The following is a 15,660-nucleotide window of genomic DNA, read 5'->3' as shown; positions in this document are numbered from 1 at the left end:
CATTGCAATCACCAACTACGAGCGAGGAAACGAACCGGGCTGTGAGATGCTATGAGTTGGATTCTATGACACGCTCTCGTGATGGTGCTCTCCATGGTCGGAGGGTCCGTCGCGTTTGCGGGGAGTGCCGCAGCAAATGCAAGTGGAATTACTATCGCAAATCAACCAGATAACGTTGAAATCGGCCAAACGTCCGCTAGTCAAACAACGACGGTAGACGTGACGGTCAGTTCTAATGGTGGTACAGCGGATGTTGAAATCACAGGCGACACCGGTACAGTCACTGACGCATCCGTCGCTGTCAGTGGTACTGATGTCAGCAAAAGCACGGAAGCCTCCGTAAGTGATGGTGTGATTTCCTTCGCCATTAGCGACGATGGCGATGACACCCAGGCAAACACCGCGACGGTTGACGTGACCCTGACTCACGACACCTCGGACGAAACATCCGAGTCTACTGGTCTGAATTATACAATTGGCGATACCGACAGTGGTACGTCCGCTACGACCGACAATTTCGCTCTCGTCGATACGACAGCGCCATCTGTCTCAAACGTTCAGATTAGCGATAAGACGGACACCAACGGAATTGTGACTGATGGCGATTCGGTGACGATTACGGCGGACGTCTCCGACGCCGGGACGATCGATACTGTCTCGGCTGACGCGAGTGGGTTCGGTGCAGGTACCGTCAACCTCGTTGATGATGGCTCTGGCGACGACGCTCAGAGTGGCGACGGTATCTACACGAAGACAATTACCGTTGATGGTGCAAGCACTACCGACGATGCACAATCTGTTTCGGTCAGTGCGACTGACGTAGCCAATAATGGTGGCTCTCAGGATGTCCAGTCTACTGGAACGATAACTGTCGACACGAACTCGCTGTCCGTTTCGATCGACAGCCCGAGCAACAACGCTGAAGTTCAATCCCAGAACACGATCTCGGGGGAGGCTTCGGACGATAACTCGGTCTCATCGGTCGATCTGACGATCACTGACGGGAATAGTAACACGTGGAACGGTAGTTCGTTCACGAGCGTTGCCACGCAGGTCGCAGCCTCGTACGATTCTGGAACGTGGTCGTACACCAGCAGTATCTCGAGCCAGGGAACCTACACGGTGACCGCAACGGCTACTGATGACGCGGGCAATACTGACAGCTCAAGCGCTACTTACACGATCGATACGACGGCGCCGACAGTTGACACGGTGACCATCTCGGAGAATGATGGCATCGTGACGAACGATGATACCGTTACCGTCACTGCGGATGTCACCGATGACAACACGGTCGACACTGTGACGGCTGACGCGAGTAGCTTCGGTGCAGGTACTGTCGATCTCAGCCACGATTCCGGCACGACATACACGGGTACGTTCACGGTCGGATCCAGCGGCACGGCAACGGATGGTGACCAATCCGTTACTGTTAGTGCAACTGACGCAGCCAGTAATGGTGGCACTCAGGGAATCCCGTCCGATGGATCGCTGATTGTCGACACAGTCGAGCCCGTTGTCTCGAACGTCGACGTGACGGAACTCAACGCCGACGATATCGTGACTAACGGAGACACGGTCAACGTGTCTGCGACGGTCACAGACGGGAATGGCGTCGATTCTGTCGCTGTTGATGCGTCTGCCCTCGGTGGCGGTCAGAACCTCGAACTCACGCAGCAGGGTTCGACCGACGTCTACAGCGCGACTTTCGACGTCTCCAATACAGACAGCGGTCAGGATACATCCGTCTCGCTGACGGTGACTGCTGCTGACACTGCCGGAAACGAGAACACAGGCTCCGATACCGTCCAGCTCGACACAGCTGCTCCGAACATCGATACGTTCAGCGCAAACTTCGATGGCGACAAGACGGTCACGGTAACCCTTTCGGCCAACGAGGCACTTGACGCCAACTCGATTGCGGTCAACCTCAATAACTCGTCTGACCAGACGGTTGCGACGCTGAACTCGGGCGACTTCAGCGCGACGGAGAACGCCGACGAGTACAGCGCGAGCTACACCTTCAACCAGAAGTTCGAAGAGTCGTTCAGCGCCAATCTCTCGGCTGCGAATGATGTGGCCGGCAACGCGGTTGCCGAGCCCGGACTCAACAACGACACGGTCGACGTCGACACGTCGGCGCTTGACCTGACGATCGACTCGCCAACCTCGCAGCTCAATCTGATGAGTGACAGCGAGTTCGATCTCCAGTACAGCTACAGCGACACGAACCCCGACAACGTCACGGTCGGTCTCTCGACCAACGAGGACGGTTCGAACCCGACCTACACGTACGACATTGACGACAGTCAGTACGCGAACGACAACGCCAACAAGACGCTGACCATCGACCTGAGCGAGAACGAGGAAAGCGATACGTCCGACCTCGCTGAGGGTAAGTACTACGTGACCGTTGAGGCTGAGGACTCAAATACGGGCACGGCGAGCACGGCGAGCGCGGAGACGCTGATCGTCGTCGACGACACCGAGCCGACCATCGAGAACTTCGAGGTCGACGATGACTCGTCCACTGAGACGAACTTCTCGGCGGACATCTCTGACACCACGTCCGGTGTCAACGAGTCGTCGATCGTTGTCGACGTGACGCAGGACGACGCGACCCAGACGCTCTCCGGCGGCGACGCCGGCGTCGAATTCGCGGACGGTACGCTCACCGTCGACACGCAGAACAGCAGCCTGAACCTGTCCGAAGATCCAGTCACGGTGAACTACACCGCGGAGGACTACTCGGGTAACGTCGCGGAGAACGACGACAACACCTTCACCATCAACACCGCGCCGCCGGCGATCGACATCGTCGACGCCGAGGCCGGTGAGGACGAGGTGACCGTCAAGTTCACCGAGAACGTGACGGCGAACGACGAAAACATCTCGAAGGACGACTTCGCGTACACGGACGTCAGCGACGGCGATGCGACGGAGATCGACTCCGTCTCCGCGACGACTGACGATGACGGGTACACCGACGAGGTCACGCTGACGCTCGACGAGAAGGTCGGCGTCGCCGATCTCGGTGCCGACGAAGTGAACGTCCGCGAGGGTTCACTCTCGGACAACAACGACAACAACGTGAAATCCACCGCGGCGACGACTGTCGCCCTTGAAGACCCCGACGCTCCGGGAGTCCCGAATCTTGAAGTCGGCAATGTGACTGCTCAGAACGAGGGCGAATACAATGTCACCGTCATGGCCGATACGGCCGCGACGGCGAACATCACCGTCAAGAACAGCTCGGGCGACGTCTTCGTGGAGAAGACGAACGTCGATCTGGACGCGAGTTCTTCCGTGACGGAAGCGTTCAATCTGACCGACATCGAGAACGGTGACGTCACCATCGAGGCGACCGTCAACGACCTCGGTATCGACCGGACCAGCGAGGAAGATGTCGAAACGGTCCAGAAGGACAACGTGTCCGCGACGATCGAGTCCGTCCAGACCGACGCCGGAACGGACGAGCTCGTAGTCACGTTCAGCGAGGACGTGAAGAACGTGGACGGCAACCTTGATGCGGAGAACCTGTCGGATTACAGTGTCTCCGGAAACGACGCGACCTACACGCTCACCGTCGATGAGCCGATCGCACCGAGCGACATCGACAGCGAGAGCGTCACCGTCTCCGCGAACACGGAAATCACGGACATCGTCGGCACGCAGGCCGATACGTCCGCGGTCTCGCTCGAAGACGGCGAGACTCCGTCCGTGGTCGCCGCCGACTCCTCGAACGGCTCCGACACGGTGGAGCTCGACTTCAGCGAGAGCGTTTACAACGGAAACGACGAGGGACTGTCCGCTGACAACGTCTCCTACATGAACAACAGCGGCGTGAGTCACTCCATCGAGAGCGTCGAGCACACTGCAGGTGCCGTCACGGCGACGGTCACGCTCGACTCGGCACTGACGCCGGACGACATGAACAGTGACGAGATCGAAGTCACCGCCAACGACTCGGTCGATAAGCAGACGACCACGTCGGAAGTGATCGAAGAGACAGTCGATATCGACGACTTCGAGGTCTCGAACGCGACCGACGCGTCCGAGAGGAAGATCCAAGTCAGCTTCACGGCCGACGAGGAGCTCGGGACTTTCGACGTGTCGCTCAGCAGCACCGACGATCTGCGTGAGTCCGACGAGGACGACGCCATCGCAGATGGTATCGACCTGGACGACTTCGAGGTCGAAGAACAGGACGGCGTGTACACCTACACGTACGAACACACTGTCCCGCGCGACGGGGAGTTCAGTGCTGATCTCACGTCCGCAACGGCTATTGGTGGGACATCCGCAGACGAGACTCCGGACGACACAACGGTCGTTGACACGCAGGACCCGAACGTCGTTGACGCGGAAATCGTCGATGCCGGACTAGTCGAAGACGAAACAAGTGGTACCGCAATTGCAGTCCAGTTCGACGAACCGGTCTCCGCCAGTGATGGCTTCGAGGATCCCGGCGTTACCCTCGATGGAGATCAGCTGACTGTGCGCGATGTCTATACTGATGGCTCCGACCAGGGTGATGTGTACTTCATCGTCGAAGGCCACACGCCGACTGGTGACGCACCGTCGCTCTCGGTGACTGGTGACTCCATTGAAGAGCGTCACGGCCTAGACGTGAACGATTACGTCGACGCGTCTTCGTCCACGACGCTTGACACGCACGAGTTCTACCTCGCAAACGGGTCGAACTTCGTGTCTGTCCCGGCCGAATTCGGTTCGCTCGACATCGCGGACTCCGAATTCTCGGACATGAGCGTGATGACCTACGAGGACGGCGAGTGGGTCAGCTACGCGCCCGACAAGACCGACAACCAGGACATCGAGTCCATGGAGGGCGGTCAGGGGTACGTCGTGAACGCCGACTCCGACGCGACCGTCGACGTGACGGTTCGCAACGAGGAGTCCGGTGACAGTGCCCAGAACGCCACACCTGGTCAACAGCAGCTCCAGGAAGGCTGGAACCTCGTCGGTCACTGGCAGGAAGGCACTCAGCCCGCCGCTGACGATCCGGGTGGTGCCCTCGACTCTGTCGGTGGCGACAGCACTGCGACGAACGTCTACGGACAGGAAGAGGACGCTGCCGGCGAGTTCGACTACACCACTGTGACCGAGTTCGAACCGGGTGAGGCCTACTGGGTCTTCCTCGAGGACGACGAAGTCTACACGGCGTCGAACTACGCAGCATAGCGACCGCAGCCACACACCTCTCCGAATTTATTTGGGGGTAAACACACCAAAATGACAACATCAACGACACAGATATCACGTGGCCTGCGGCTGCTCACAGTCGCGATGGTAGCCGTGCTTCTCGTGAGCTCGGGTGCCGGTATCGCCGCTGCACAGGTTCCGAGTCCTCCGCACGAGATCTACGGGGACGTCACCGATCAGAATGGAGATCCAGCGGATGGATTAACGGTGACCGTCACCGACGAGGACGGAAACGCCTACACCGCGACGACTGACGCCGACGGGTACTACGAGATACAGTTCCCGGCCGAAGACGGCGACGCGGGCGAAACGCTCACCGTCGAGGTGCAAGACTCGTCAGAGACGACGACGTTTGAATCCGCCCAAACCGAACGGATCGACTTTTCGGTAACGGTCGATACCGGCGATGACGGCGGTGACGGTTCCGACGGTTCCGACGGTTCCGACGAAGATGACGGTTCAGACGGCTCTGACGACGACGGTTCCGACGGTTCAGACGGCTCCGATGGCGGTGACGGCGGTGACGGCGGAGACGGCGGCACCGGCGGAGGCGGCGGCGCAGACGGCACCGACGGCGACGACGATGATGGTACCGACGGCACCGACGGCGACGACGGCGATGACGGTACCGACGGTGACGACGGAACTGACGGCACCGACGGCGACGACGGCACCGATGGTGACGACGGTGGCGACGGTGACGACGGAACTGACGGCACCGACGGCGGCGACGGCTCAGACGACGGGATTCCCGGCTTCGGAACGCTCGTCGCGCTCGTTGCCATCGTCGCGGCCGCGCTGCTCGCGACTCGCGCCGACGACTGAATAGCGACGTTCGACCACGACTTCCCCGTTTTTTCGACCGCGCCCACTTCCGAGCGACAGCGACGGATCGGAAGCGATCGCGACGCGTCACGGCGCCGTCGCTCGAGGTATTGCTCGCGACAACACGGGCCGGGAGGGTTCCACGCGAGCGACGCGAGCGCGGGTCAGTCGCGCCCGTGACCGAACGAAGTGCGGGAACGGACGCGACGTGATTCGAACCAGAGCCAGAGGTTCCTGCTCGCTTCGCTGCGCGGGCTGCCTCTGGCAGGGTTCGAATCCCTCCCGACCGGTTCCCTCACCGCGTCGCTGTCGCTCGGCGGTTCAGTGCACGGGCCGGGAGGGATTCGAACCCCCGACCGTCCGGTTAAAAGCCGGACGCTCTCCCTAACTGAGCTACCGGCCCAGGCACGAATCCGTACGGCGAGACCACGGATAAACGTTTAGAAACCGCGTGCGGCGGGGGGATCGCCCGCCGATCCGAAACGGTTTTTGAGCCCCCGCCGTCCCCGCGAGCATGGACTTCGACATGCGCGCGTTCGCCGCCGACCTCTGTCGGTTCCCCTCGACGGCCGGCGCGGAGGCGGCCGCCGCCGACTTCGTCGAGGGCGAGCTCGACGCGCTCGGCTTCGAGACGTACGCGTGGGACGCCGACCCGGCCCTCCTCGCCGACCACCCCTCCTTCCCGGACGATCTCGACGAGGCGGACGTGGCGGGCCGCCGGAGCGTCGCGGGCGTGCTCGCGCTCGGCGGGGCCAGCGACGACGAGGGTGACGCGACCGACGCCGCCGACGACACGAGCGACGCCGGCGACGCCCCCACGGTGGTCCTGAACGGCCACATCGACGTGGTACCGGCCGAGCCCGCCGAGTGGTCGAGCGACCCGTTCGAGCCGGTGTGGGGCGAGGCGGGTGACGAGAGCGAGGGTGACGCCGGCGAGACCCTCACCGCCCGCGGCGCCGCGGACATGAAGTCGGGGGTCGCGGCGTGCGTCGGCGCGGCGCTCGACGTGCGGGAGGCGGTCGCCGCCGGCGCGGTCGACCTCCCGGACGCGGGGCTCCGGGTCGTCGTCGAGGCGGTCGCCGGCGAGGAGGACGGCGGGTACGGGGCCGCGACCGCGGCGCTCGCGAACCCCTACCCCTTCGAGCGCGACGCCGCGATCGTCGCGGAGCCGACCGAGCTGCGCCCCGTGGTCGCCTGCGAGGGATCGCTGATGGCGCGGCTGGAGCTGACCGGGCGGAGCGCCCACGCTGCCACGCGCTGGCGCGGCGAGGACGTGCTCCCGCGGTTCGAGGCGATCCGGGAGGCGTTCACGGAGCTGGAGACGGAGCGCGGCGAGGCGGTCGTCCATCCCCTGTACGGCGAGTTCCCGGTCCCGTGGCCCGTCGTCTGCGGAACGGTCGACGCCGGCTCGTGGGCGTCGACGGTGCCGGCGACGCTCTCCGCCGAGTTCCGGATCGGGGTCGCTCCGGGCGAGACGGTCGACGAGGTAGAGGAGGCGTTCCGCGCGCGGCTCGACGAGGTGGTCGACGACGACCCGTGGCTCCGCGACCACCCGCCGCGGTTCGAGCGGTTCTCGGTGCAGTTCGAACCCGCCGAGGTCGCCGTCGACGAGCCGATCGTCGAGGCGGCTCGCGCGGGGCTCGTCGAGGCCGGCCTGCCGGACGCGGAGCCGACCGGCGCGACCTACGGCGCCGACTCACGGCACTACGTCGCGGCGGGGATCCCGACGGTTCTGCTCGGTCCCGGGACAATCACCGAGGCGCATTACCCGGACGAGACGATCGCGTGGAAGGAGGTCGAGCGCGGGCGGGAGGCGATCGCGGCCGCGGTCGGACGGTTCGCGGCGGACTACGCCGCGGCCGGCTCGGAGGACTACTCGGGGTCCGACTCGGAGAAGTAGTCGCCGAGCGCCTCCGCGACGAGATCGCCGGGTTCGATGTTCCGGTTCGAGGCGCGGCGCCTGAGCTCCACGTAGGCGTCGAGCGGGAGCCGGACCCCGACGTGGCCGAGCTCGACGCCCGCCTCGCGGACCGCCGTCTCGACGTCGCTCCCGTCGTTGACGGCGGAGGCGATGGAGCGCACCTCCCGGACCGTGAGGCCGCCGTCGATGGTCGCCCACGCCAGCAGATAGCGGTCGGTGCCGCCGAGACGCGCGACGTGTTTCGCCGCGCTCGGCGCGATCCGCCCGCTCGCGACCTGCCTGCGGATCGCCTGCGGGAGGTCGTGGACGCGCGCCCACTTGCGGATGAACGCCACCGAGACGTCGTCGCCGGCGCGCTCGGCGGCCGCCTTGTACGAGCCGACGCCGCGGACGAGCGCGGCGCAGGCGGCCGCCCCCCGGAGCATCAGCACGTGGTCGTCGTCGCCGACGTCGCCGGCCGCGAAGCGGGCGACGGTCGCTGCCGCCTCGGCGACGCTGTCGGGGTCGTCGGGGTCGAACCCCACCGCCTCGGCGGCGCGCTCGCCAGTCACCGCCGGGTCGGACCGGACGACGGGCTCGCCGACGGGAGAGCGTCTGTCCGCGGGTGACTCCTCGTTCATACCTACCTCTTCGGGTGCGCGCACATAAGCGGCCGGCACCGGGGCAGGTTTCGCTGACGACGGCGACGGCCGAGACGCCCGGAGCGTCGGCGAGGCGAGGCGCCGAACCGGTGCGTTCGGCCGACGAGGAGGGGTTTTTATCGGGCGAGCGAGACCTCACGGCATGGACGAACGCGTACGCGAGCACGCGGAAGTGCTCGTCGACTGGAGCGCGCGGGTCGAGGCCGGCGACGACGTCGTCGTGAGCGTCGCCGAGGACGCCCACGACCTGGGCGTCGCGGTCGCCGAGGCGCTCGGCGAGCGGGGCGCGAACGTCACGACGCTGTACGGGTCGGCCGAGGTCTCGCGGGCGTATTTAAAAGGGAGCGAACGGGGCGACCGCGAGTTCGACGACCCGGCCGTCGAGCGCGCGCTGTTCGAGGCCGCGGACGCCTACCTCCGGATCGGCGGCGGGCGGAACACCACCGCGACCGCGGACGTGTCGAGCGAGACGCGACAGGCGTACGCGACGGCCCGACAGGGCGTGCGCGAGGCGCGGATGGACACCGACTGGGTGTCGACGGTTCACCCCACGCGCTCGCTCGCCCAGCAGGCCGGGATGGCCTACGAGGAGTACCGGGAGTTCGTCTACGACGCCGTCCTCCGCGACTGGGAGGCGCTCGCCGACGAGATGGCGGCGATGAAAGAGGCCCTCGACGCCGGCGACGAGGTCCGGATCGTCACCGAGCGCGACGACGCCCCCGACACCGACGTCTCGATGTCGATCGCGGGGCGGACCGCGGTCAACTCCGCCGCCTCCGTGGCGTACGACTCCCACAACCTCCCGAGCGGCGAGGTGTTCACCGCCCCCTACGACACGGAGGGCGAGGCCTTTTTCGACGTGCCGATGACGATCGACGCGACCCGCGTCCGGGACGTGCACCTCGTCTTCGAGGGCGGCGAAGTCGTCGGCTTCTCGGCGGGCGCCGGCGAGGACGCGCTCGCGAGCGTGCTCGACACGGACGCTGGCGCCCGGAAGCTCGGCGAACTCGGCATCGGGATGAACCGCGGCATCGATCGCTTCACCGACTCGATCCTCTTCGACGAGAAGATGGGCGACACGGTCCACCTCGCGGTGGGCCGCGCCTACGACGCCTGCCCCCCCGAGGGCGAGTCCGGCAACGACAGCGCGGTCCACGTCGACATGATCAGCGACGTGAGCGAGGACTCGCGGCTGGAGATCGACGGCGAGGTCGTCCAGCGCAACGGGACGTTCCGGTGGGAAGACGGGTTCGAGGGCTGATCGAGAGGGTTCGGCTACGGCGGGACGATATTTGGCTTTGTTGAAGCCCAGTAGTTGATAGTTTTACACCCTCAATTGGACAGTACAGGGGACTTACAGACTAGAGTTGTCTCATTCATATTTTATTTCTGTCAGGAACTTCCTACGAGATCCAGAAGATGAGTTCAGCGAGCAGATGTCGCTCCATTCATGCTCTCAGTAGTGAAACAGCGGGGAGGTAGCTGTGCGACGATACTTCAGTATCGGCCCCGATCAGATATCGCCGGTGACGATATCCGAGAGACGCTGGCGGTCAAAAAGTTGTTCACCGGTTGGAATTTCACCGAATCCCGGATACGACCCAAACTCTTCCGGATAAAGCTGCTTGGCCGCCATCTCTGTCTGGAACATGTTGATGATCGGTCCTTGATATGGTGTGCCGCCGACGTACAGATTGTCGTTCTGGACGGCTGAGAGTTGGCTTCCGATGGGATCGTCGTTCAGCAACTCGCGCTGTTGCTGGATGAGGTTCTCCCCCTTGAATTCTTGGAAAGTAATTCCGAAATGAAAAATGATCGCGTCGGGGTCGTACTCTAAGAGTCCTTCGTAATCGACGAAGATGCCTGAATTCCCGCCATAGGCGCCTTCGAATGCATCAACGACCTTCAGGTCACGATACTGTTTCTTCCCCCACGCATTGTCAAGTTCCGATGTTGGGTCATAAATGAACCAGCCAGCCTCATTACTTGGGTTGTGTCGCCCGTTGATCAGGGCGAAAGATTGTCGATCATCCTTTTCAGGGACGCGTGACCGAATATCGCTCATAAAGGATTCATATATATCAAGCAACATTTCTTTGCGCCGATGTTCCGCAAAAAGATTCCCATAGCTACGTATGTACTCTTCAACTGAGATGTACGGGTATGACTCCCCTGCCGGCCAAGTTGTCCAGCCATCAGCTCGTTTCCGGCGGCTCTCGTTACCGAACCAAGGGGCAACGTTTTCGTGAATTCTCTCGGCTTCATTTCTCTCCAACCCGTATGTGGACATGAACAGGTTCGGATCAACGGCCATCAAATCCGGATCGAGGTCGTATACTGTTTCTACGTTTGTCCCCAAGTCCTCTGTCGTCACCCGAGTCAAAGACTCCTTGTCCGGCACCGTCACACCGTCTAGGAAGTCGTAGAAGCCTGTATACCAGAAATTCGGATCGACCATCCCTGTAGCTCCATCGGCCTGTCCAAGCGCAGTTAAGACATCGGCTGTGAAGCCAAGGCCACCGATCCAGGAGGAGGGCTTCTCGTTGAGGGAGATCTCACCAACGGGTGGCATCGACGCCGTATAATCTTGGTCAGGAGCTGTACTGCCGTTAGTGGTTGTCGATTGCGACGACTGATTTGATTCGGAGCCGCCGAGACACCCGGCGAGAAGCCCAGCACCGGCGATGGCCCCGCAATGTTTCAAACACTTACGACGTGTTGGCTTGCTATCAGAACTGGGTTGATTCCCCATATTTTTAGGCTCACCTAAGAACAGAAAAGGATTATTATTTAGGTAGGCCTAAAAATAGACGGTGTTAACCGCTATACGGCTTCTAAAGCTACGAAAAACATCATTTGGTTCTAGCCGCAGAGGGATTTTGAAGAGTGCCGATCGGCTGCCACGAGTGTGCAGCTGACGATTAACTGACTCAAGTAAGTGTGTGCTAAGCAGATCGTATTGGCCGATTCACTGCCCGCTTTCCAGCGTAGGGTCACTAACCGATTCGCGCCATGTATCTCGCACGACTGTTGGAGTACCTCTCTGAGTTGGTAAATCCCTTGGCGCTTAATACGCAGTTCTCATTGACCGGCTGTTTTGCGCAAGAATATATCTGAAGAATAGAATTTCAACAGAGCCCGATATTTAAATGAACGCGGTTATACGGTGGCGCGCGCCTGCGAGCGGCCGCCGGGGGCGGCCGCGAGGAGCGCCGCGCGAGGGAGTCGCTGGCGGCGAAAGCCGCCAGCGACAGGGCGAGAGCGGAGCTCTCGCTTGCAACCGGACGCAGTCCGGTGGCGAGGCTGGGGAGGCGTGAGGCTGTGCGGTGCTGTGCGGGGTGGGACTCAAAGGGGCAGCCGCGAGGCGGGCGCAGGTGACGTAAGCACTGGAAGGAGCGAGCGTAGCGAGCGACTGAAGCGCGCAACGAACGTGCGCCCGCCTCGCGGCTGGGGCTTTGGAGGAGTTCACCGTCGATCCGGTATCAGCGACTTATAAACGCCCGACGGCACCCCCAAGATCGACTCCCTATTTCCGTAGCGCGTCGAGGTGGAACTCGAAGGCGGCGACGGGCACCTCCAAGTCGTGTTCGACGAGCACGGCGGGGTGAACCTCGCCGACCACGCCGACCGTCTCGCCGTCGATCACGACCGCGGCGGTCCGGCCGTCGATGAAGGAGGGGTGCTCGGTACGCGGGGTCTCCAGGTCCGCGCCGAAGTCGTCGCAGACCGCCTGCAGCCGGCCCTTCGCGGCCTCGTAGGAGGCGTCGCGCCGGGCGACCGCGCCGGCGACGTGGCGGCGCTCGGCGACGTTCGTGTTCTCCGAGTCGTCGCGCTCGGCCGCGAAGCCGACCTCGGCGACGTCCTGCGGGTACGCGTTGTGGGTGTTCCGTTCGAGCAGCATGAGCAGCGACGGGACCGACCACGTGCGGAGCTGGGTGTACTCCTCGCTGTACGGCTCCGTGATCTCGACGGGGTCGCCGCCGCCGAAGGCGTCGCTTCCGGCCTCCAGGTTCATCCGGTCGTAGTTCTCGGTCCCGCTCGTCATGTGAAAGTTGAGCAGGTCCTCGAACCCGAGCCCGACGAGGCTCGTCCGGACCGCGTCCTCAAGCCGGGAGCGCTCGTGGCGGCCGCCGACCGTCCCCACGTCGGGGTAGCGCGGCTCCAAGTTGTCGAAGCCGTAAGCCCGCCCCACGTCGTCGACCAGGTCGAGGGGATGGAGCACGTCGACGCGGTACGGCGGAATCGAAACCTCGTAGGTCACGTCCTCGTCGAGCGTGTAGGAGGCGTCGAGGCCGGCGCGCTCGAAGCAGTCGACGACCTCCTCGGGCTCGAAGTCGACGCCGAGCAGCGTCTCGATCCGGTCGTGGCCGACCGCCTTCTCGTCGGTGTCGAAGTTCGGGCGGACCAGCTCCGCGCCGTACTCGCCCGGGTGCGTAGCGCCGTCGGCGTAGTTCACCTCGACCGCCTCGATCGTCGCACCGCGGGCCGACAGGGCGTAACAGATGATGTTGCACATCCGGTCGATCGTCCACTGGTCGGTGCCGGTGAGCTCGACGAACAGCTCGCGGGAGCCCGTCGTCACCTCCGTCCGCTTCCCGTTGATGACGGGGGGGAACGAGAACAGGCCGAGCTCGTCGTAGATCGCGGGGTACCGGTCGAGGTCGTCGACGAGATCGGCGTACGTCTGTCCGGTGGCGTGTTCGGCGAGCACCTCGTTCGGCGTCAGCTCGTCGTTCGCGTCCAGCGGGACGAACGCGTCGCCGTCGGGGTCGACGCCGCGGTAGGTGATCGACGGCTCCGCGCCCTCCTGGAGCGGCGCGCCCTTGACCATCGCCAGGTCGTGGATGCCGATCGCGCCCTTCGCGCGGCCCCGTCCCATCGTGGCATGCAGCTTCTCCTGCAGCTGGATCAGCGAGTCGAGCGCGCCCTCGTCGAGGTCGACGCCGCGGACCACGGCGCCCGTCACGTACGGGCGCTCGTCGGGGACCGACTCGTCGACCTCGATCGTCCACTCGGGGTCGTTCGTCTCGGGGACGTAGACGCCGCGGTCGTCGCCGTAGTGGTAGCGCAGCGAGCGCGCGACCCCCTCGACGGAGAGCCGGTCGAGCCGGTCGGGAGCGAACTCGAACTGGAGGAGGCCGTCGTCGGTCTCCCCCTCGAACTCCAGGCCGAGCCCGAACAGGTCCTGCTTGAACTCGTCGTCGCTCGTGTCGGTGCGGCCGGTGAGCCCGCGCAGCTCGTCGGTGTCGATGTCGACGACGGGCATCAGTAGCTCACCTCCGCGTCCCGCAGGAACTCGATGTCGGCCAAGGTCCCGTGGAGGTCGCGGATGTCCTCCGCGCCGGTGGTCAGCATGGCGAGCCGTTCGAGGGCGAGCCCCCACGCCATCACGTCGCAGTCGACGCCGAGCGGGCCGGTGACCTCCTCGCGGAAGACCCCCGAGTTACCGATCTCGATCTCCTCGCCCGTCTCTGGGTGTTCCCCGAACAGCTCGAAGGACGGCTCCGTGTACGGGTTGTAGTGGGGCTTAAACCGAATATCCGTAATGCCGAACTGCCGGTAGAACTCCTCGAAGGTGCCCATCAGGTCCCGCACCGAGAGGTCCTCGGCCATCACCCACCCCTCGATCTGGAAGAACTCGAGGAGGTGGGTCGGGTCCAGCGTGTCGTTGCGGTACACCTTCTCGACCGAGAAGTAGCGCTGGGGCGGCTCCAGCTCGGCGCCCGCGACCCCGGAGAGGTACCTCATCGAGAGCGAGGTGGTGTGGCCTCGCAGGGCGACCTCGCGGGCGAAGTCCTGCGACCACGGCGAGTGGTAGCCGTCGCCGTCCTCGCCCCACCCGTCGCGGTGGGCCGACTCGACGCGGCGGATCAGCTCGTCGGGGATCTCCTCCATCGGGTCCACGTCGAGCGCGAACCGGTCCCAGTGGGTCCGCGCCGGGTGGTCCTGCGGCATGAACAAGCAGTCGTTGATCCAGAAGTCGCTGTCGGCGTGGGGTCCCTCCATCTCCTGAAAGCCCATGCCGACCAGCACGTCCTTCACGCGGTCGGCGGTCCGGCGAAGCACGTGTTTCCGACCGCCCTGCGCCGCGGGCGCGTCGGCCTCGACGTTGTACTCGGAGAACTCCACGTCGCGCCACTCGCCGCTGGCGAGCAGCTCCGGCGTGAGCTCCGAGACGGTCTCGGTCGCCTCCACGCCCGTCATGAGCGCGTCGACGCCGTCGTCGGTGAGCGTCACCGACCGAGTCACCGACTCGCCGCGGTCGACGAGCCCGCGGGAGTCGAGCTGGCCGATGACCGCGTCGGCGGCGTCCGGAGTCTCGCCGTCGGCGAGCGCCGCGAGCGCGGCCGCCTCGGAGTCGGTGTCGGGGTCGGCGTCGGAGTCGACGGTCAGCTCGCCCGAGTCGATCGACCCGAACCCCTTGCGCGCGAAGTTCGACAGGGCAATGTCGACCTCGGGGCCGTCCAGGTCGGCCTCGCCGATGACCCGCCCCATCGATACCGCGGACTCGTCGGCGCCGAGCGCGAGCCCGGCGCGGTAGAGGCGCGTCTCGGGGAGCCCGTCGTCGACGTACCGCCGCCCCTCGTCGGTGAGACCGAGGGTTTCGGCGGCGGTCTCGACGACGGACAGGAGTCCCTCGTCGCGGAGATCGAAGGCGGCGCCGGTGACCGTCTCGGGCTTCAGACCGGTCTCCGCCGCGATCTCGTCTATCGTCCGTTCGTCCGTCGCGCTCGCGGCCTCGAGGACCGCGAGCTGTCGTTCCGGGAGTCGCATTCGAGTTGTGTGTATAGGCGTCTGGCTGGTTGGTAACGGTTCCGGCACGTCGCCGCCGATCCGCCCGGTTTCACCGTCCCGCCGCGGGACGGATCCGCCGCGCGCGACTCACGCGAAGAAGAACCCGAACGCGTCGCCGTCGACCCCACTGGCGATACCCGATCCGGCGCGTTCGAGTGCCATGGTGTCAGATGTCTATCGATCGGACATAGGCGTTTCGCTCGCCGCTGAAAATTTCAATATCGATAGGCGTGAGTTGGGATTTATATATGTGTC

8 protein-coding genes, 1 tRNA gene and 1 pseudogene are annotated in these 15,660 nt (G+C 64.2%); 5 read left to right on the top strand and 5 right to left on the bottom strand.

Features of this window, described 5'->3' with window-relative positions; all coding sequences use genetic code 11:
- Positions 1–81: 81 nt before the first annotated feature.
- The 3 genes and pseudogenes from FGL94_RS19005 to FGL94_RS16005 all read left to right on the top strand — a co-directional run.
- Positions 82–1,071: pseudogene (locus tag FGL94_RS19005) on the top strand (Ig-like domain-containing protein); the annotation flags it as partial.
- 489 nt (positions 1,072–1,560) lie between these two features.
- Positions 1,561–5,202 carry a midas domain-containing protein gene (locus FGL94_RS19065; RefSeq protein ID WP_241659216.1) on the top strand — a complete coding sequence of 1,214 codons (3,642 nt, stop codon included), beginning with the start codon at positions 1,561–1,563 and terminating at the stop codon, positions 5,200–5,202.
- Between the two features lie 105 nt (positions 5,203–5,307).
- Complete coding sequence (locus FGL94_RS16005; RefSeq protein ID WP_241659215.1) at positions 5,308–6,048, top strand: carboxypeptidase-like regulatory domain-containing protein; 741 nt, start codon at positions 5,308–5,310, stop codon at positions 6,046–6,048.
- Positions 6,049–6,377: 329 nt separating this feature from the next.
- Here the strand turns inward: FGL94_RS16005 and FGL94_RS16000 are convergent.
- A tRNA-Lys gene (locus FGL94_RS16000) sits at positions 6,378–6,451 on the bottom strand.
- Positions 6,452–6,562: 111 nt separating this feature from the next.
- Between FGL94_RS16000 and FGL94_RS15995 the strand changes: the two genes are divergently transcribed.
- Complete coding sequence (locus FGL94_RS15995) at positions 6,563–7,948, top strand: M20 family metallopeptidase (RefSeq protein WP_144927620.1); 1,386 nt, start codon at positions 6,563–6,565, stop codon at positions 7,946–7,948.
- On the opposite strand, the gene FGL94_RS15990 is transcribed toward FGL94_RS15995, so the two are convergent.
- Complete coding sequence (locus FGL94_RS15990; protein ID WP_144927617.1) at positions 7,921–8,589, bottom strand: DUF7119 family protein; 669 nt, start codon at positions 8,587–8,589, stop codon at positions 7,921–7,923. The two genes, FGL94_RS15995 and FGL94_RS15990, sit on opposite strands and share 28 nt — an antisense overlap.
- Positions 8,590–8,752: 163 nt before the next feature.
- Between FGL94_RS15990 and FGL94_RS15985 the strand changes: the two genes are divergently transcribed.
- Positions 8,753–9,871, top strand: a complete 1,119-nt coding sequence (locus FGL94_RS15985; protein ID WP_144927614.1) for an aminopeptidase — start codon at positions 8,753–8,755, stop codon at positions 9,869–9,871.
- Positions 9,872–10,123: 252 nt separating this feature from the next.
- Here FGL94_RS15985 and FGL94_RS15980 read toward each other — a convergent pair whose 3' ends face one another.
- From FGL94_RS15980 to pheS, 3 genes are all read right to left on the bottom strand, one after another.
- Positions 10,124–11,362, bottom strand: coding sequence for an ABC transporter substrate-binding protein (locus FGL94_RS15980; RefSeq protein WP_144927611.1), 1,239 nt, complete (start codon positions 11,360–11,362; stop codon positions 10,124–10,126).
- A gap of 774 nt (positions 11,363–12,136) precedes the next feature.
- Positions 12,137–13,876: a phenylalanine--tRNA ligase subunit beta gene (pheT, locus tag FGL94_RS15975; protein ID WP_144927609.1), complete on the bottom strand. Its 1,740-nt coding sequence runs from the start codon at positions 13,874–13,876 to the stop codon at positions 12,137–12,139.
- Positions 13,876–15,384, bottom strand: a complete 1,509-nt coding sequence (gene pheS, locus FGL94_RS15970; protein ID WP_144927606.1) for a phenylalanine--tRNA ligase subunit alpha — start codon at positions 15,382–15,384, stop codon at positions 13,876–13,878. The genes pheT and pheS overlap by 1 nt, the downstream gene beginning before the upstream one ends.
- Between the last annotated feature and the right edge of the window lie 276 nt (positions 15,385–15,660).

It is taken from the genome of Halorubrum salsamenti, from assembly GCF_007671685.1.
In the GTDB taxonomy this organism is placed as follows: domain Archaea; phylum Halobacteriota; class Halobacteria; order Halobacteriales; family Haloferacaceae; genus Halorubrum; species Halorubrum salsamenti.
The sequence above is the reverse complement of the archived record's forward strand: the minus strand, read 5'-3'. Positions and strand labels throughout refer to the sequence as shown.